Origin of the sequence: Microvirga sp. 17 mud 1-3 (assembly GCF_003151255.1) — a bacterium.
Taxonomy (GTDB): Bacteria; Pseudomonadota; Alphaproteobacteria; order Rhizobiales; family Beijerinckiaceae; genus Microvirga.
This window is the reverse complement of record NZ_CP029481.1, coordinates 196,377-213,985: the sequence shown is the minus strand read 5'-3', so window position 1 is coordinate 213,985 and position 17,609 is coordinate 196,377. Positions and strand designations below refer to the sequence as shown.

Sequence of the window (17,609 nt, the reverse complement as noted above, 5' to 3'; positions counted from 1 at the left end):
GAAGCTATCTGAGACTTGGCAAATTCGAGATAGCGGTTGCTCCGCTCGGCGATGCTGGCGGCCTCATCCGTAAGAGGTCGAAGGACATACACCGTTTGATGCAAGCGAGAAGTGACGGAATGGATGTTAATCTGGGTCGTCTCAATGCCGACATGGCCGAGCACTGCCCGCAGCACCTGCAAATCCGCGCCATTCGGACGATGGTCTCGTTTCGGAAAAATGGAGAGCACTTCTTGGATGAAGCAGAAGGATCTCCATGGCCCAGACACGCTTTGCAAAGGAGCTTCGGGATGAGGCTGTTCGGCTCGCCCTGACCAGCGGCCGCAGCCGACGGGCGATTGCCGAGTATGTCCTGGTCGGCCTGTCGACCCTGCGCAACTGGATCGACCGCCGCCGCAAGCGCCAGATCGACGATCCGCCCGACGAGCGGCAGGAGGACATGGCGGCCGCACTGAAGCAGCTGCGGCGCGAGAACGAGATCCTGCGCCAGGAGCGGAGATCCTCAAACGAGCCACCACTTTTTCGCTAAGAAGGGAAGTCGAGGAGGTCCCAACTCATCGATATGGCGAAAGAGAGCTTCCCCGTCACCCGTCTGTGCTAGGTCTCGAAGTGAGCCAGAGCGGCCATTGCGCCTGGCGATCGCGTCCAGCCAGTCCGCGTCAGCGCGAGGGCTGGTTCTGTTGGCCCACATCCGCTCGGCCTTCACCCTCTCCGATGAGACCTACGGCAGTCCGTGCATGACCGGCGAGCTGCAGGATGAGGGACTGCAAGTCGGTCGCCGTCGGACCACCCGGCTGATGCGGGAGAACGGGCTTTAGGCCCAGCAGAAGCGAAGGTTCAAGCGCACACCGACAGCCACCACGCCTTTCCGATCGCGCCCAACCTGCTCGAGCAGGACTTCTCAGCCGTGCGCTCGAACCAGAAATGGAATGCCGATATCTCGTACGTGTAGACGAACGAGGGTTGGCCGTACCTGGCCGCGGCGCTCGATCTCTTCGCCCGGTGGATGATTAGCTGGGCGGTGAGTGACTGGCTGAACAAGAAACCGGCGTTGGAGGCGCCTCGCAAGGCTCTGGCGATCCGAAGACCCAGTGAGGGGCTGACCCATCATGCGGACCGTGGCAGTCAATATTGTTCGATCGAGTATCAGGCCGAAGCGGGGAAGCACGGCGTTCGAATCTCGATGTCCGGGAAGGGAAACTGTTATGATAATTCGATGGTTGAGACTTTCTTCAAGACCTTGAGGTCCGAATTGGTCTGGCGCACGGTGTTCCACACCAGAGCTGAGGCCAAGCAGGCGAACGGCCGTTACATCGACGGCTTCTACAACCCGGTCCGGCGTCATTCGACACTGGATTATGTCAGTCCGGTTCAGTTCGAAAGGCGGGCCGAATAGCGACCAATCCGCTCTCCACCAAACCGAAGAAAATCCGCTCTCACCAAGCCCAGAAAGTTGCATAATCCGTGGATCACATCTGGGGGCAGGTCCAGCCGATCATCCATTAACATTGACCTCGGATTGCCTCGTGGGGGCCGGCCACCATTGTGAAGCACCGATCGACATCAAGACCAAAGCGCTTTTGATCGGGACACAGGATGATCCGCACAGAGTGGCCTCAACGAGAGGGAACTCGGCTGGATGACATTACGTTTCGATACGGGTGGACATTTCATGACTCTGTAAACTCGGCCGCCGATTGACGTCTAACGGGCTTTTTCTCTGGCGTCCGTGCTAGGCGAGGCAGTTCCAAGATCGCTTCGGCCGCAGAAATATCAGTTATCAGAACGGAAGCATTAGTCGCCGCAACACCCGCACGAATAATCCGGGCCTTATTTCGCCCTCCGGAGGATATGACGACTTTAGGAACATCTCTGATTGCTGTCGGAGAGATGGCCATCACCCTCCGGTTCACGTCGTGGTCTATGATTTCCCCATCGGCATCGACGAAGTGGCATAGGACGTCGCCAACTGCTCCGGCCCTTCGGAGGCTCGTCATCTCAGGAAACCCAAGAATGCTGCGACGGAAGATTGATGCATCTTCGCTCACGTTGCCGACACTTAACAAGGCAACATCAACGTCCCGAGCCCGTATGATTAACTCCTGAAAATCCTTCAACTGCCATAGGGCGCGCGCCATCTCCGGCTCAGGAACGAAAACCGGCGCAGTAATTTGATAGAGATTCGTTCCGTAGAAATCCGCTAGCCGCCAAGCCACAGCAGATGGATTATCCATTGTCGCGTGGGTCAGGCCGCCTAAAAGCGACACAACCGTCAGCTTCTCGATATCCAGTTGCGCGAGGGATTGCATGCAGACCTTGAGAGTAGCACCCCAACCTACGCCAACGGACATCCCGTTTGACAATTCGCCGGAGAGATATTGGCCAGTCGCATGCCCAACCACAGCTGCGACGCTCGCCTCCGTCTGGTCGCCCGTTGGAACAATAATAACCTCCGAGACACCTAGGTGGCTTTCCAGAGCCCTTTGGAGACGAATGATCGAGTCGACCTCTGTGTTGATGGAGATCTGCACGGTCCCGTCTTGCCGAGCCGCCGCAAGCAGCCGAAGGGCCTTGAGTCGACTGACACCGATTTGCTGCGCGACCTGCTCTTGGGTCAGGCCTTCGATGAAATAATGCCACGCAGCCCGTATTTTGAGCTCCTGCTTGTCAGCCTGGAACTTGCTCAGCTTTGCACGCTTCTTGTTGTCTGGGTCTGACCTTCTTCTTGTTTGGGCCACTTGCTTCGTCATCCTTATTGGAGCAACTGCGCGGCGCCCGCGAACAGCCCCTCATCGACAGATGTGCCGTACATCTCTACCATCAAACATTGATCTCTTCGATGACATAAATGTTCGCCAATGTCACTATTCAATGCCTTCGCACGGCACGATAAATTTTTGCACCTCACAGGAAGCTGAGAAGGCAGTTGTTGGGATGGCCAAATCCGAAGCGGATCTCCAATCAACAGCAACAAAGCCTACTCCAAGATCTGCTTATGCATTTTTCTAGCGGTTATTCATGTGAGTCTCTTGGACATCGAGACGATTTGCGTGAAGCTTGACAGATAGATCTTTATGAACAAAACTGCCGATGCAAACATAAAAGTTTATGCAACCGGGAGGGCTGCAACATGACAATCTTTACGCGCCGGCAGTTTGCGGGCGGGCTTGTAGGGGCATCTCTACTGCCTTCGTTTGGCGCCTTGGCGCAGTCCAAGAAACTCACCTTGTACATGGGCCCCCCAGATCCGACCTGTGCGGCGCTGACGAGCGCTTTCGAAAAGCAGTCGGGCATCACGCCAACCTTCTTGCGTCTTTCGGCCGGCGAAGCCGTCAATCGTATTCGCGCCGAGAAAAACAGGCCTCAAGCAAGCGTACTTTATGGCATCGGGCTCCCCTCGATGATGACGCTTAAAGCAGATGACCTTTTACAGCCCTATAAACCTAAGGGGGTTGACGGCATTCCAGCTAAATACGTTGACCCGGAAGGGTACTGGACTGGGATCGACGTTGACTTCATTGGTTTTGCTTCGAACAAGAAGTTCCTGGAGGAGAAGGGGCTCAAGGCGCCGACGAGTTGGGAAGATCTGACGCGCCCGGAATTTGCGGGTCAGATCTGCATTGGTAGCCCAGCCACCTCTGGTACCGGCTATACCTTTCTCGCAACTGTTCTGCAGGTAATGGGCGAGGATAAGGGCTGGGATTACTTGAAACGTTTCAATGCCAACGTCTCGCAATATACCCGTTCCGGCATTGGTCCGACGCAGCTTGTGGGGCGCGGTGAGGTTGGGATTGGTATCCTCTTCGCTCATGACATCCTTGGCAGCATTCACAAAGGCTTCCCTCTTGAGATGACTCTGCCCGAGGAAGGCACGGGATACGACTTGTTCTGTGCAGTCATGCTAAAAAATGCACCCGAGCCGGACGCTGCGAAGAGCTTCCTTGACTGGGCAGTCACGCCGGAATCCCAGGAAATCTTGGCGGCTTCTGAGTACTTCGATGTTCCGACAAATAAAAACGCAAAGATCCACGATCTCGTGAAGCCATTCCAGAACGCAAAGCTCATCGACTTTGACTTCGCGTGGGCTGGAAGTTCCTCCACACGCCAGGCAATCATCGCCCGGTTCCAAAATGAGATCTTGGCAGGAAGGAAATAAACATAATGCCCTCGATCGCGCTCGCGAGCGTGACGAAAAGCAGCCACGGCAGGGATTGGACACTCTATGTGATCTATCCCGTCGTGGCTCTGTTCGTCTTGATTTTTACAGCCTATCCAATGCTCGACTTGCTCACGCGGGCATTCATCGTAGACGGTCGTTCGTCACTAGCCACGATAGGTGCGGTCGTATTCGACCCCTTCAATCGCACAATTTTCTGGAACACTCTTTTTCTAGGCGCTACCGTGGCAGTGCTTGGGACAATTCTGGCAACGTTGTATGCGTATGCCATCGCCCGGGTTGCAATCCCAGGCAAGTCAATCTGGCACTTCTTTGCTCTCTTGCCCACTATCTCGCCGCCAATTCTCATGGCGTTGGGCCTCATCCTGCTGTACGGGCGGAGAGGGCTCATAACGCACGAGTTATTCGGTCTTCAGAGCACTGGTCTATACGGGTTCAAAGGGCTCGTCATTGCTCAGCTCATCTCCTATTTCCCGTTTGCCTATCTCCTCATGCTCAATCTTTTTCGCGGCCTCGACGCTTCCCTTGAGGAGGCTGCAGCCACGATGGGGGCAAACGGCTGGCGGGTCCTTGGAACGGTAAGCTTGCCGCTTCTGGTGCCCGGCCTCGCAGGCTCTGCGCTTCTGATGTTCAGCTACTCATTTGCGGATCTCGGGAACCCGCTTCTATTGGGCGGAGACTTTCCGGTCTTGTCTTCACAGATCTACCAATCAATTATCGGCATGTATGACATTCCCCATGGGGCAGCGCTTGCCGTGCTCCTTCTGATTCCAGCAGTGCTTATGTTCTTTGCCCATAAGATGCTGACAGCCCGCATGTCCTTTGCGTCAGTGGGAGCGAAGGGTTCAAGCCGTCACCGGGAGGTACGCCATCGTGGGGTCCAGGCAGCGGCACTTCTGCTCGTCAGCTCGATCACTTTCATCATTTGCCTTCAATACGGAACGATCATAGCCGGCGCGACGACTCAATTGTTCGGAATTGACTACTCATTCACGTCAAAACACTTTGTCGCGGCACTGACCAAATCGGGTGGGACTCTTCTCGATACCCTCACTTTGGGCGTCATCGCATCGTTTATCTCTGTAGTACTGGGTCTGCTGATTGCCTGGATTGTGGCACGTAGCAAAGCTACAGGGCGCTCTGTCTTGGATTTCATCGCAAATCTTCCGCTTGCGATTCCAGGAACCGTCATCGGTCTTGCCTTCGGCTTGGCATTCAATGGTCCGCCACTAATGCTAACCGGCACAGCAACCATCATTATTGCTGCATTCGCGGTGCGCTCGCTACCCTATGGCATCCGTTCAGGGGTGGCTGCACTCAATCAGGTCAACCGTACACTGGATGAAGCCTCAACGACCATGGGGGCAACGTCGGGACAGACATTGTGGCGGGTCTTGTTGCCACTTGTGCGGCCTGCCCTGCTCGCCGGCATGGTTTTCTCATTCACCCGAAGCGTGACGACGCTAAGCGCGGTTATCTTTGTCGTTTCACCGCATTGGTCCCTCGTCACGCCGACCATCCTGTCGCAGATGGACCGCGGAGATGTCGGCGAAGCTGCCGCGCTTAGCGTCATCGTCGTGCTCATGGTTTTGCTCATCATCCACGGCGTGCCGCGGCTTCTTGGCCGCGATTGGCGCGAAGCCCACTAGGAAGACCATTTATGGATATGCAAGTCGCACCGCCTAAGTCCCTCTCGATTCAGGGACTTAACAAGTCGTATCCTATCGGACGAGGCCGCCGCCTCCCCGTTGTCACTGACTTCAACCTTTCCCTTACACCTGGCGAGTTCGTCACTCTGCTTGGACCTTCTGGTTGCGGCAAGACAACTGTCCTACGAACGCTTGCGGGGCTCGAAGAGTTTGAAGAAGGAGAGATCCTTCTTGATGGCCGCTCAATTGCTCGGCTTCCACCTCATCACCGGCGCATAGGATTGGTTTTCCAAAACTACGCGCTCTTCCCGCACATGAGTGTCTTTGAGAATGTAGCCTATTCTCTACGCCTACGCCGTGTTCCCGAGGCGCAGATTAAGTCAAATGTAGCGACAGCATTGACAGCGGTAGGGCTTGACGATTACGGCCTTCGTCTTCCCGGCCAGTTGTCAGGAGGCCAGCAGCAGCGCGTCGCCGTCGCCCGCGCATTGGTCATGAATCCGGACCTTCTCCTGTTTGACGAACCCTTATCGAATCTCGACGCAAAGCTGCGTGTCCAAGTCCGGTCTGAGCTTCGTCGTCTGCAGCGGCGTTTAGGGACAACGGCACTGTTCGTGACGCACGATCAGGATGAGGCCATGAGCCTTTCGGACCGGATTGCTGTCATGAGAGCTGGGAAGATCGAGCAGATCGGACCTCCGGAAGAGATCTATGCGCGACCGGCAACGCTGTTCGTTGCACAGTTCGTGGGTAAAGTGAACGCTCTTCAGGGGCAAGTGACTGCCTATAGGGATAGAACCGCCTTCGTAGACGTGCACGGCCAGACACTGCGCGTTCAATCTCTGACGGCCCCGGGCAGCCCCGATGTGCTGGCTCTGATCCGCCCCGAGGCCGTCATCCTTCAACCACACGGTGACGGTCACTCCGGCCTCGTGGAAGAGGTAGAGTATCTTGGCGACCAGACGGAATACCGCATCCGCATCGGCTCTACGCTTGTGACGGCGGTCCGCTCCACACTCGGCCAATCCTGGAAGATCAAAGACGGCGACCACGTCGGCGTCACTTTCCATGAAGATGCCGTTCATCTTCTGCCGCGCGAAGGCAATTCGCCAACCTGATCCGTCCTGGCAAGCACAAGGCGTTATTAAGTATGCAATCTCTCGATTCACAGTTTGACCGTGTAATTATTCTTGTTCTTGACGCACTGGGTCTCGGCGCAATGCCGGATGTTCATCTGGTGAGGCCGAACGATATAGGATCGAACACTCTAAAGCATGTTGTAGAGGCAGTGGGTGGGTTATCGCTTCCGAACTTGGAGCGCCTTGGCCTCGGGACCGTAGCCCCCAACTCCGGACTGCGTATTGAGCCCAATCCAATTGCCGTCCATGGCGTCTTTTCGCTGGGATATAAGGGGGCGGACACTTACCTAGGCCATCAGGTGATCATGGGATCTCGGGTCCCTGACGTACCTGAGGAACTGTTCGAGGTCGTCAGGGACGATGTGGCGGCGGTGTTGCGTCGCCATGGGCACCACGTGGAGCCTGCTGGGGACGGGCTTGCTGCTTTGTTCGTTGATGGGCGCATGATTTGTGGCGACAATCTGGAGAGCGATCCTCTGCAAACCTATCATTGCGTCGGTTCGATTGAAGACCAGCCCTACGAGGAGATTGTTGCTGTCGGCGAGATCCTGAGATCCGTGGCTCGCGTCCGCCGTGTTGTCGCGATGGGCGGATACGGTTTCCACGCGGCGGATATCCGCCGCTGCACTGAACGCAGAAGTACGGGGCAGTGCGGGGTCAACAACGTTGCTCTCGGCCTTTATACGAGCAATTATGTCGTCCGGCACTTGACGAGTGGCACCAAGCCCCACGTGCAGGTTCCCACTATTCTCAAGAAAGCAGGCTTTGAGGTCGAACTTATCGGCAAGGTTGCAGACGTAATTACCTGCGAAGGGGCGCATAAAGAACCCCACGTTTTGACTCAGCCCGTCCTGGACGCAACCTATCAATCGCTTGCCAGGGTAAAGCGTGGCCTCATCGCGATCAATATCCAGGAGACCGACCTTGCAGGGCACGACGAATGCGCCGAACGCTATGCTGCCTGTCTGCGGCAGTCAGACGATGGCATCGGTAAGATCATGGGTCTGCTTGGCCCGCGTGATCTCCTAGTCATTACTGGGGACCACGGGAATGATCCCACCATTGGTCATGACAAACATACGCGCGAGTTTACGCCGCTTTTAGTCTGGAGCCCACGTATCAAGCCGCGAGGAATCTTCTTACGTGAGACATTAGCTGATATTGCAGCAACAGTTGCCAATGTCTTCAACGTCGATGCTCCCGAAATTGGAACAAGCTTTCTGGATGAGATCCAACTGCAGTAGCTAAGATCTATGACACCTACCTCAAATTCGTTTGAATAGGATTATTCGCCGCGACTTGCTCCACGTGATGACCGGAATGGCTGCTCGGCCCAACTCAAATTGCCTTGAATTCCAACCATAATTGCTCGTAAGGACAACTCCGTTGCAGTAATTTGGAACGAATTGCCGCAAACCCATCAGTAACTTAGTTCAGTTTGTGCCTCCGGTAATCTCCAGAGATTCATGATGTTCAAAGGCTTTCAATTCAATCGCTCAATGAGCCTGCTGTGCTGATCCACCCCCATTGAGATGGTCCACCTTGAAGTATGTATTGAGGCTCACAGGAGGATCACAATGCCCAGGAAACGCAATAGGCCGAAAGAGATCGTCGCCAGGTTACGCCAAGTCGATGTGATGGTCTAACAGGGCAAGTCCGTTGCCGATGCCGTTCGCGCAGTCGGCGTGACGGAGGTGACCTGTTACTGATGGCGGCAGGAGTTCGGCGGGCTCAAAACAGATCAGGTCAAGCGCCTGAAGGATCCGGAAGTGGAAAACGCCCGGCTCCGACGCGCAATAGCCTAAGCTTGTTTTAGAGTTCCGCGCCGCTGCGCGGACCAAGGTCCCGTCCAGGGACGGGCGGGCAGGCAATCTCGTGATGGGCATGAACGGCAGGCGACTGCACAGTTCGCAAAAAAAGACTGAGATGCCTTTCCTTCCGACCCGATCATGAAGCGGCTATGCGCCGACTTCGAAGAGAAGCCAGACCCCTGGCGGGAACTCATAACTGTGCGTGGCAGCATTGGCAGACGCCAAATGACCCTGCGAGCTTCATACAGCTTGGAGCCTGTTCTCCGCGGCGCTATCGTTCCCTCGACAGACACCGCTCCCAAAAGAGAAGCCATCGGCATCTTCGAGGAGATGCCCAAATGAGGTTTCGTTTCTTCGAGCAGCATGCCCGCGCCTATCCGGTGCGGCTCATGTGCCGTGTGCTCCAGGTCTCGTCCAGCGGCTATTATGCCTGGCGATCCCGGCCGGAGAGCCAAAGAGCCCTCGCGAACCGTGGCCTGCTGCAGGATGTTCGGCGTCTTCGTGGTTAGCATCAGGGTCATTATGGTAGCCCGAGGATATACGCAGTCTTGAGGGATCTGTTGCAGCTTTGGAGCCTGCTCTGCCTGAGAGCTATGACAGCCGGGTGCTGCGAGGGACTGATGGTGAAGCGGAATAATAAGAACCCATTCAAGGGTCGGCAGTTTGCGGCGGAGATCATCCTGTCGGCGGTCCGCTGGTACTTACAGTTCCCATCAGCTATCGTGACCTAGAGCGCATGTTTATTGATCGAGGCATTCAGGCGACCACACGACCCTGTTTCGCTGGATCCAGGCTTACGCTCCGGAGCTGGACAAGCGCGTGCGTCTGCATCTGCGCATGACGAACGGTTCCTAGCAGGTAGACGAGACATACATTCGAGTGAAGGGTGAATGGGTTTATCTCTACCGCGCCGTTGATGCGATGGGGCAGACCATCGACTTTCTACCCTCACCCAAGCGGGATGCGATGGCAGCCCGACGCTTCTTCCGCAAAGCCTTGAAGCAGCCACATACCGTCAATCCGTGCACCATCACGATCGACAAGAACGCCGCTTACCCCATTGCGACGAAAGCCATGAAGAAGGATGGAGCGCTCTAGCGTTTCGCCAAACTCCGGCAGATGAAGTTCTTGAATAAAATCGTCGAGCAGGATCACCACTGCATCAAACGGCTGGCTCGTCTGGGGCTGGGCTTCAAGAGCTTTGTGACAGCTTCACAGACGCTTGCGGGCTATGAGGTGATGGCGACGGTCCGTAAGGGCAAAGTGGCGAACGCACCAGCGAACGACATGCAGACTCAGACCGACTTTATTGCTACTCTGTTCAGCGCGGCGGCGTAGACTAGACGCCTCCGCGAGCTTCGCTCGAGCAACCGCCAATTTTGCAACGAGCCGGCTAAGCAGCAACCCGAAGATGGCGACATTTAGAACTTGCATCGACTTTCCTCACGGTCAAACCTCAATGTGTCGAGCTCGGACCCCTGGTGCAGATAACCTGCCTGTAGCGAAACCGAGACAAGAAGGTGGGGTCCTGCAATCAGAATCGGCTGGCGCATCTGCCCGTCCCGTGTGCGGAAACTCTGCTCCTGACGTTTGAAGCCTGCGAGAATGAAATCGGGACTGCGCAGATAGGCCGTGATCGTTGCGGGGTCGCTGCTACGGGCACGGATGGCGGCTTCACCGATGACGCGGGTGCCTGCCCAGGCAGCGTAATCGACGGTGGTCATTGGGCGGCCGGACAGTTTCTCGAAGCGGGATTGGAGCTGCGTCGCGCCCCATTGCTCGGACACTGCACTCCAACCTGTGGTGACGAGCCCACGCGTTCCGGCCACGGGGCGAGGCCTCGTCGTGCGATAGGATGGATACTCACCGAACTCGTTCGCTTCGTCCGAGACGATGAGCACGTCATGATCGGACACGTGCGTCAGGGCTGGGATCTAGCTTTGCAGGGTCACGTGGCCTGTATCCGTGCACGCATGACCGGGCTTGAAAGTCCAATCCTTTTCGTCAAGATCTCGGCCCCGAAGCGCTTGGCGGCACGGCGGAAAGCTTCTGTTTGCAGCCTATCGCCAGGAGCGCTGCCAATTACCAGAAACCAGCGCCGCCAGCGCTTTGTCATTAGATATTCTGCGAGAGCATCGGCCAGCTTGGCGCGGCTCGGGATCGTGTGGAGCAGGTTGGTGCGGCAAGCCTCGTTGCGGAGCGCATCGTCCGGTGCACGGGCATTGAGAAAGAGCACCCCATCTCCGACCGGAGCAGAAGTCGCTGAAATGAGGAGTGGAGCGTCGAGATCGGCGATGACAAACTTGATCCCCTCTCGGGCCAAATCTCGAATGGCATCTTCCGGTCTGGCATCCTCCGCGATTGTTCGTTCCACCAGTGTGAAGTGCTGCCCTGTGAAGCGACCCGTAGACGCGTTATCGGCGATGCCAAGTCGCGCGCCTGCGACACCTTCGTCCCGTATCTCCGGATCGAGGGGGAACCGGCTGAATGGGGTCTCGCGCTTGCGTGACTAAGCCGACGGCGATGGTCTTTTCCTGAGCCTGAGTCAGGCCCGGCAGGAGCAATATGAACAGTGTCAGAAGCAGCTTCATTCTCCGGCCCTCGCAGGCCGAATCGGCCTGTCGTCCACAATTCGCGCAGGCGATCCGCCCAGCGTGACCACGCGATCTGCAAGGGCGGCGGCTTCATGCCAATGATGCGTCACCAGAATTGTCATTGCGTGAGTGTCTTCAACTGCGCCGCTACAAGAGCTTGCATATCCTTTGCGGTTGTTCCGTCCAGAGCGGAAAAAGGCTCATCCGAAAGCAGTAATTTCGGTTCAATGGCTAAGGCGCGGGCAAGCGACACGCGCCGCGCAATACCGAGGGCAGCCGCTGGGGCTAGACCTCTCCCGCTCCTGCAAGCCCGACCATGATCGAGCCATGCCTCCGCCTTCGCCGGACGGCCGGGGATGACGAGTTCCAGGTTCTCTCGGACGGTGCGCCAGGGTAGAAGTCGGGGCGATTGAAAAGGATAGCCGATCCTCTGTGGACGCCCCTCAACCGACCCGACAAATTGCCGATCGAGACCGGCGACGATATGAAGAAGACTTGACTTACCGATGCCCGACCAGAGCGCAGATTCCGCCATCCGCAAGATTGAGCGAGAAGCGATCGAGCACGGGCCGTGCCGGCGCATTCGCCCACGCGGAAAGACCTTCTGTTGAATGAAGATGCGTATCGTCATCGCCGCCAGACATCCGTACGGCGATCGAGCGGTGCGAAGATTAGGAGTTCTATCAACAGAACACAGGAAACAAAGGCTACCGCATAGGCCATTACACGCGGTACGTCGAAAAGTTGGAAATAGCTCTGCAGCTGAAAGCCGACGCCGTTGGAGCGTCCTAGGTGTTCTACCACGAGCACGATCTTCCAAATCAGCGCAAGCCCATTGCGCGCAGCTACCAAGAGATGAGGTGCAAGTTGCGGAACAATAACGTCCCGCAATATTACCCGGGGTCCGAGCCGATAGACCTGTGCCACTTCCGCATAATCCCGGTCGAGGGCCCGTGCGCCTTCGCGAAGTGTCACCGTTACATTGCGGATCTTGTTGAGCGCAACTGCGACGAGCAGCGCCGTCTCCACTAGTCCGAGCCAGATATAAGTGAGAATGATGATCACGAGCACCGGCACGTTGAGCAGGATCACGATCCAGAGATTGAGCCAGCGGTCCAGTGCACGCCAGAGGCCGAGCACGATACCGAGCGCGGCTCCGATCACCATGGCGATGATGAAGCTGACGCCCACGCGGACAAGCGTAATGCCAAGATGATAAAACAGTGCACCATTTCGTGTCTCGCCGATCAGGCTTTCCAGAACCATACCGGGGCTCGGCAAAAGGCGGCTGGCGGCGAAAACTGCTCCCAACTGCCATAGCCCGAGAAACAGCAGGATCGAGGCAATCCCCTGCTATCCTCCTCCCCTCCGATCCTGGCCAGGATAGCATAAAGATTGGCACACGCATTTCGCCCGGCCTCTCCCTAGTGCTCGAGGATGCCGGCTCGAAAGCTTCTCCTCAGCGATGCCAGGACCGCTGGGTCATCGGTGCCTGGCTGAGGCGTCAAGCGGGCCCATGCTTTCTCTGATCCCGAAAGTAACATCTTGGTCTCCCGCGACGCTGCAACGAAGCTCGGTAGTGCGGCCTCCTTCTGGCGAGCCCACTCGTCGCGAAATGCATAGCCTAGCACGGGGACGTCGCCGTCGATGTCGAGATAACGGATCATATCAGCTACTGTGAGAAATGGCTGCGAGCCTTCAGTCTCAAGCCGAGTGGCATAATGCCAGTAGGTCAGAATAGCGTCGATGCGCTCGCGTGCCAATTCCTCGTTCAGCAGTGGCGGGGCGGCAAAAACAGGCTCTGCCATTTCCGCCAATCAATGCCGAATTCTCTTTGTGCATAAGCTCTGAGAAGAAGCCAGCTTCTATCAAGAGGGCCTCCCGCAACACCGATACGCTTGGCTCTGAGATCCGGAAGACTCCTGATATTCGAAGCTCGGGGGATCATCAGGGTCCCGACTGCATTTGAATAGGGAATGAAACTGAAAGGAGCCCCTTCGCTTCTTTGATGTGCCACCCTGGGCTAATCGACGACAATCATGTCTACCGCACCGGTCTGAAGAGACACTTTGGCAGCCTCATTCGAGGCGAACTCGACTGGGATGATGGCGATGCCGTGCTTGTGGTCGAGGCCCTCGTGACGAAGCGCATCGATTTCCCAAGCGACTGTTCCAAACCTAAGCAGGCCGATCTTAATCGGCTGATGATCTTGGGCAAAAGCCGGCTGAAGCACAAACTGCGCAAGAATAACCCAAACGAATCTGAACAACATATCCGGCCCTGGGAAACGACGGCTTATATTAACGGCCAAGCTCTGCCTTCGTTCCGTGTTGTGAGCTTGGGCCTGGATCGTATTATTACGCCAATGCCACTGACGTTTCTCAAAAATACGAGGGCTGTTAGCGTCTGAGAGCGTTGTCGTCTTTTGAGCGAAGGAGGCGACGATGCTGACGGACGTACAATGGAGGATGTTGGAGCCCCTGATCGAGGCTTGCCGACCACATGCCAAAGTGCCCCCGTCTCATCTCCGGCGTACCATGAGTGCAATCCCTGTGGCGGCATGAGAACAGAGCCAAATGGCGAGCCCTGCCATCCGAGCTCGGGCCCTGGTGGATGACCGCCCAGACCTTCATCCGCTGGGCGCGTCTGGGTGTCTGGGAGCGATTGCTGGACTTGGTGCAGGAGCGGGGCGTGCAGCTTGGCATGACCTTCCTGGACGGCACCAACGTCCGAGCTCACCAGAAAGCGGCGGGTGCGGCCCGAAAAGGGCTCTCAAGCTCAACGAGACCATCGTGAGGCGCTTGGCCGCTCTCGTGGCGGCTACGGCACCAAGGCTTGCGTGATTGCTGACGGTCTCAGACACGCCGTCGCGTTCCGCATCGCACCGGGGGCAGGCTCACGAGCTGCCGGAGGCCATCCCGCTGCTCAACCGCCTGCCAGATGTGCCTACCTGGGTTGTGGCGGATCGTGGCTATTCCAGTCACAGCTTCCGCGAACACATCTGGAGCGTGGGAGCCAGACCTGCGATCCCTACCAACTCCAATGAGGGCTCTGTCACCTGCCCGGACTGGATCTACAACAACCGGAACGTTGTCGAACCCCTGTGGGCCAGACTGAAGGAGTGGCGAGCCGTTGCTACGCGCTACGAGAAGACCTCACGCTCCTTCATGGCCGTGCTTTGCCTGGCGGCGGCTATCGATTGGATCAGACGCTAACAGGCTCTAGAGACCTGTCCTTGGCAACTTGGAGACCCTCCTTCTTGGCTCTCTCCATTTGCAAAGCTGCGACAGACCTTTTCGTCGTTATAGCGCCGAGCACTGAACCTGTAGAACGTAGGAACCAGCGCTGATTATCCAGTTCGTTGACTGGACCAAAATCAAGGTGACCAAAGCGCCCTGCGCGCGCTCAGGGTAGCCAGCCAAGCCCCGCGCCGTTTAAGAGCAATATTTCAAGAATTTGGAATGCGTGAAAAGTATATCGTTATGCTTGCAGCAGCCTATTCTGAAAGAGTGACTGTGCGTTGGGAAAGAGGCTCGCAACAACGGATTTCTCAGACGAGATCGGAATCCTCTATCCAGGAGCTAGAACCATTGCCGATCACTCGATCCTGCTAATCGGATCTGCGCCAAATCGTCAGCTAATACGAACCTATATTGAGTCGAAAGACCACAGCGATAGAGGTTATCACGAAGATAGTATCTGCTGCGCGGCAGTCAGATCATCGTCAATCTCGTGCACTCCTAGGCCTGTTGCATAGATGAATTCTTCATCACACAGCAGATCGGCACATGCCCGCCTCCTATCAACAGAAAATATAGCTATCTCATGCCGAGGGGTTGGCATACTGATCACGATGGGATAGACGAAGCGCCGCAGCGGATGAGACATCCGTTGGCTCTTTCATCGGATGTGAGCATCTGTATCTTGCCAAGATGCACTAATATTACTGCATCCAGCCCATCAATCATTCTGCTGATATAAAATACACAGTGGAGGTCGCCCCTAATCTTCGTGAAAGGGGATATTGGAGTATCGATGATTCAAAACGGCGACAATGTATGCAGTGGCAAAGCTGCTAACCAGCCGGCTGATAAAATCGTCCTTCGTAACGTGTTCAAGGTCTTTGGCTCGGATGCTTCGCGAGCCATCAAGATGATCCAGGCCGGACAGAGCAAAGACGCCGTCCAGACGGAAACTCGCTGCACCATTGGTGTCAACAATGCGAGCTTCAGCGTCCAGGAAGGTGAGATTTTTGTAGTTATGGGGCTCTCAGGCTCCGGCAAATCCACACTGCTGCGCCTGCTCAATCGGCTAATTGAGCCGACACTGGGTTCCATTCTGGTGGATGGCCAGACTGTGACAAGCATGTCCAAGCCCGACCTGATCGAGCTGCGACGCCGCGACATGAGCATGGTGTTCCAGAATTTTGCACTTTTGCCCAATCGCACAGTTCTCACCAATGCTGCATTCGGATTGGAGATTGCGGGAGTTCATGAAACGGAGCGCAATCGAAAGGCACTCCATGCACTTGAAACCGTTGGGCTTGCACGCTACGCGGCTAGTTATCCAGATGAGCTCTCCGGTGGCATGAAACAACGGGTTGGCCTTGCCCGTGCGCTGGCCAACGAGCCGACAATTCTTCTGATGGACGAGGCGTTCTCGGCTCTTGATCCTTTGATCCGAGCCGAAATGCAGGACGAACTTCTCCGCCTTCAGGCAGAGAACAGTCGCACGATCATTTTCGTCAGCCACGATCTCGACGAGGCCATGCGGATCGGCGATCGGATCGCTATCATGCAAGATGGTGTTGTCGTGCAGGTGGGAACCCCTGAGGAGATCGTTATAAGTCCAGCGAATGACTATGTCCGCTCCTTCTTTCGTAATGTGGATGTGGCTCAAGTCTTCCGTGCTGGTGACATCGCGCGCCACAGCCAGATCACCCTAATTGATCGCGCAGGGCTTAGCGTCAATGCTGCCCTCGAACGCATGCGGGCACATGATCGGGACGTGGCCATCGTCGTCGCTCGGGACAAGCGATACCAAGGTATGGTGAGTGCGGAATCTCTCAATGATGCGGTTCGCGCTGGCGGGCAAGACCCGTACCGACAGGCCTTCTTGCCTGACATAGTACCAATTGAGGCTAGTGCGTCGGTAGCACAAGTCATGGGATGCGTCGCCGGAAGCCGGTGGCCCGTGCCGGTGGTGGATCCGGACGGCCGCTATGTCGGCACTATCTCCAAGTCGTCCCTCCTTATGACGCTCGATCGTGCCGCCTGAGCATTATCAGCGCACGAAGGACAACCGATGGAATACGATTTCAGTATCGGTGCTGCTGCCAGCGCCGCTGTCGAGTATACGCTCGATAATTTCTCTCCAATGCTCGATGTTATCGCTGATGTCATCGGCTACTTTGCAGGCGGTATCAAGAACGGTCTCTCCTGGCTTCCGCCATGGGCCTTCATTAGCATCATCGCACTTTTCGCTTTATGGCGGATCGGCTGGAAGTTCGCCGTCCTCTGCGGAGCGGCGCTTCTGCTCATTGTCGGAATGGGACTGTGGAAGGAAACAATCGAGACGCTCTCTCTCGTCGTCGCCGCTACGGCAATAGCGATCATGATCGGAATCCCTCTCGGTATTCTCATGGCTCGTAGTTCCATAACAGGGGCCGGAATACGCCCCCTGCTCGATCTGATGCAGACAATGCCGGCATTCGTTTACCTCATTCCAGCAGCGATGTTCTTTGGTCTTGGAGCTGTGCCGGGGATTATTGCTACGGTCATCTTCTCCATGCCGCCGGTCGTGCGCCTCACGGCCCTGGGGCTGAGCCAGGTGAATCGAGAGTTTGTCGAAGCTGGGCTCGCATTCGGCTGTACTGATCGGCAGCTTTTGCTCAAAGTACAGTTCCCCTTGGCATTGCCCTCCATCATGGCGGGCGTGAATCAGACGATCATGCTCGGCCTCTCGATGGTGGTCATCGCGTCGATGATCGGCGCGGGTGGCTTAGGCAACACGGTGCTGACTGGAATTCAGCGTCTCGATGTAGGTCTCGGCTTTGAAGGGGGTCTCGCTGTCGTGATCTTGGCGGTCATTCTTGACCGGCTGACGCAAAGCCTATCGCGACCTGCGTCTCTGAAGATCGCGGTCTTTGCACCTGGGCGCATCAGAGCGAGGCAGGATGCCGCGCAATTAGAGACAGCACCTATCAAGACAGGCGCATGATGATGAGCGGCGGCCCCTGC

Annotated in this window: 14 protein-coding genes and 4 pseudogenes; 12 read left to right on the top strand and 6 right to left on the bottom strand. The window is 56.4% G+C overall.

The window, feature by feature from the left end:
- The first annotated feature begins 256 nt into the window (after positions 1-256).
- Positions 257-1,396, top strand: a pseudogene (locus C4E04_RS01035) (IS3 family transposase).
- 274 nt (positions 1,397-1,670) lie between these two features.
- Here the strand turns inward: C4E04_RS01035 and C4E04_RS01030 are convergent.
- The gene (locus tag C4E04_RS01030; protein ID WP_245416191.1) at positions 1,671-2,738 is read right to left on the bottom strand and encodes a sugar-binding transcriptional regulator; all 1,068 of its coding nucleotides are present in this window, start codon (positions 2,736-2,738) and stop codon (positions 1,671-1,673) included.
- A gap of 392 nt (positions 2,739-3,130) precedes the next feature.
- On the opposite strand from C4E04_RS01030, the gene C4E04_RS01025 reads away from it, so the two are divergent.
- The 7 genes and pseudogenes from C4E04_RS01025 (at position 3,131) to C4E04_RS00995 (ending at position 10,114) form a co-directional block, all read left to right on the top strand.
- A complete protein-coding gene (locus C4E04_RS01025; RefSeq protein WP_109594116.1) occupies positions 3,131-4,156 on the top strand; it encodes an ABC transporter substrate-binding protein in 1,026 nt (341 codons plus the stop codon).
- A 5-nt stretch (positions 4,157-4,161) separates the two neighbouring features.
- Complete coding sequence (locus C4E04_RS01020; protein WP_109594114.1) at positions 4,162-5,826, top strand: iron ABC transporter permease; 1,665 nt, start codon at positions 4,162-4,164, stop codon at positions 5,824-5,826.
- Positions 5,827-5,837: 11 nt separating this feature from the next.
- The gene (locus C4E04_RS01015; RefSeq protein WP_245416190.1) at positions 5,838-6,944 is read left to right on the top strand and encodes an ABC transporter ATP-binding protein; all 1,107 of its coding nucleotides are present in this window, start codon (positions 5,838-5,840) and stop codon (positions 6,942-6,944) included.
- A gap of 32 nt (positions 6,945-6,976) precedes the next feature.
- Positions 6,977-8,209 (top strand): phosphopentomutase, encoded by a 1,233-nt coding sequence (locus C4E04_RS01010; RefSeq protein WP_109594112.1) that lies wholly within the window; start codon positions 6,977-6,979, stop codon positions 8,207-8,209.
- A 333-nt stretch (positions 8,210-8,542) separates the two neighbouring features.
- A pseudogene (locus tag C4E04_RS21240) lies at positions 8,543-8,767 on the top strand (transposase); the annotation flags it as partial.
- A gap of 347 nt (positions 8,768-9,114) precedes the next feature.
- Positions 9,115-9,285 (top strand): hypothetical protein, encoded by a 171-nt coding sequence (locus C4E04_RS21670; RefSeq protein WP_162559228.1) that lies wholly within the window; start codon positions 9,115-9,117, stop codon positions 9,283-9,285.
- A 111-nt stretch (positions 9,286-9,396) separates the two neighbouring features.
- Positions 9,397-10,114 (top strand): annotated as a pseudogene (locus tag C4E04_RS00995) (IS6 family transposase).
- 83 nt (positions 10,115-10,197) lie between these two features.
- Here the strand turns inward: C4E04_RS00995 and C4E04_RS21230 are convergent.
- The 5 genes from C4E04_RS21230 to C4E04_RS00975 form a co-directional block, all read right to left on the bottom strand.
- Positions 10,198-10,692, bottom strand: coding sequence for a hypothetical protein (locus C4E04_RS21230; protein ID WP_245416189.1), 495 nt, complete (start codon positions 10,690-10,692; stop codon positions 10,198-10,200).
- Between the two features lie 32 nt (positions 10,693-10,724).
- Positions 10,725-11,201 carry a hypothetical protein gene (locus C4E04_RS21225; protein WP_245416375.1) on the bottom strand — a complete coding sequence of 159 codons (477 nt, stop codon included), beginning with the start codon at positions 11,199-11,201 and terminating at the stop codon, positions 10,725-10,727.
- A gap of 287 nt (positions 11,202-11,488) precedes the next feature.
- Positions 11,489-12,001: an ATP-binding cassette domain-containing protein gene (locus C4E04_RS00985; RefSeq protein WP_109594106.1), complete on the bottom strand. Its 513-nt coding sequence runs from the start codon at positions 11,999-12,001 to the stop codon at positions 11,489-11,491.
- Positions 11,998-12,636: an ABC transporter permease gene (locus tag C4E04_RS00980; RefSeq protein WP_109594104.1), complete on the bottom strand. Its 639-nt coding sequence runs from the start codon at positions 12,634-12,636 to the stop codon at positions 11,998-12,000. The genes C4E04_RS00985 and C4E04_RS00980 overlap by 4 nt, the downstream gene beginning before the upstream one ends.
- 158 nt (positions 12,637-12,794) lie before the next feature.
- Positions 12,795-13,178 carry a hypothetical protein gene (locus tag C4E04_RS00975; protein ID WP_109594102.1) on the bottom strand — a complete coding sequence of 128 codons (384 nt, stop codon included), beginning with the start codon at positions 13,176-13,178 and terminating at the stop codon, positions 12,795-12,797.
- 197 nt (positions 13,179-13,375) lie between these two features.
- On the opposite strand from C4E04_RS00975, the gene C4E04_RS20725 reads away from it, so the two are divergent.
- The 4 genes and pseudogenes from C4E04_RS20725 (at position 13,376) to C4E04_RS00955 (ending at position 17,589) form a co-directional block, all read left to right on the top strand.
- Complete coding sequence (locus C4E04_RS20725; protein ID WP_162559227.1) at positions 13,376-13,780, top strand: hypothetical protein; 405 nt, start codon at positions 13,376-13,378, stop codon at positions 13,778-13,780.
- Between the two features lie 34 nt (positions 13,781-13,814).
- Positions 13,815-14,585, top strand: a pseudogene (locus C4E04_RS00965) (IS5 family transposase).
- 820 nt (positions 14,586-15,405) lie between these two features.
- On the top strand, positions 15,406-16,647 hold the full coding sequence (gene proV / locus C4E04_RS00960; protein ID WP_109594098.1) for a glycine betaine/L-proline ABC transporter ATP-binding protein ProV: 1,242 nt from the start codon (positions 15,406-15,408) through the stop codon (positions 16,645-16,647).
- Positions 16,648-16,674: 27 nt separating this feature from the next.
- Positions 16,675-17,589, top strand: a complete 915-nt coding sequence (locus C4E04_RS00955) for a proline/glycine betaine ABC transporter permease (protein WP_109594095.1) — start codon at positions 16,675-16,677, stop codon at positions 17,587-17,589.
- Positions 17,590-17,609 lie beyond the last annotated feature (20 nt).

Bases quoted from the DNA above. Each gene is read 5' to 3' on its own strand.
- C4E04_RS00955 (WP_109594095.1), top strand. From the start codon at position 16,675: ATGGAATACGATTTCAGTATCGGTGCTGCTGCCAGCGCCGCTGTCGAG.
- C4E04_RS01025 (WP_109594116.1), top strand. From the start codon at position 3,131: ATGACAATCTTTACGCGCCGGCAGTTTGCGGGCGGGCTTGTAGGGGCA.
- C4E04_RS21670 (WP_162559228.1), top strand. From the start codon at position 9,115: ATGAGGTTTCGTTTCTTCGAGCAGCATGCCCGCGCCTATCCGGTGCGG.
- C4E04_RS01015 (WP_245416190.1), top strand. From the start codon at position 5,838: ATGGATATGCAAGTCGCACCGCCTAAGTCCCTCTCGATTCAGGGACTT.
- C4E04_RS01020 (WP_109594114.1), top strand. From the start codon at position 4,162: ATGCCCTCGATCGCGCTCGCGAGCGTGACGAAAAGCAGCCACGGCAGG.
- proV (WP_109594098.1), top strand. From the start codon at position 15,406: ATGATTCAAAACGGCGACAATGTATGCAGTGGCAAAGCTGCTAACCAG.
- C4E04_RS01010 (WP_109594112.1), top strand. From the start codon at position 6,977: ATGCAATCTCTCGATTCACAGTTTGACCGTGTAATTATTCTTGTTCTT.
- C4E04_RS00985 (WP_109594106.1), bottom strand. From the start codon at position 12,001: ATGACGATACGCATCTTCATTCAACAGAAGGTCTTTCCGCGTGGGCGA.
- C4E04_RS00980 (WP_109594104.1), bottom strand. From the start codon at position 12,636: ATGGTTCTGGAAAGCCTGATCGGCGAGACACGAAATGGTGCACTGTTT.
- C4E04_RS00975 (WP_109594102.1), bottom strand. From the start codon at position 13,178: ATGGCAGAGCCTGTTTTTGCCGCCCCGCCACTGCTGAACGAGGAATTG.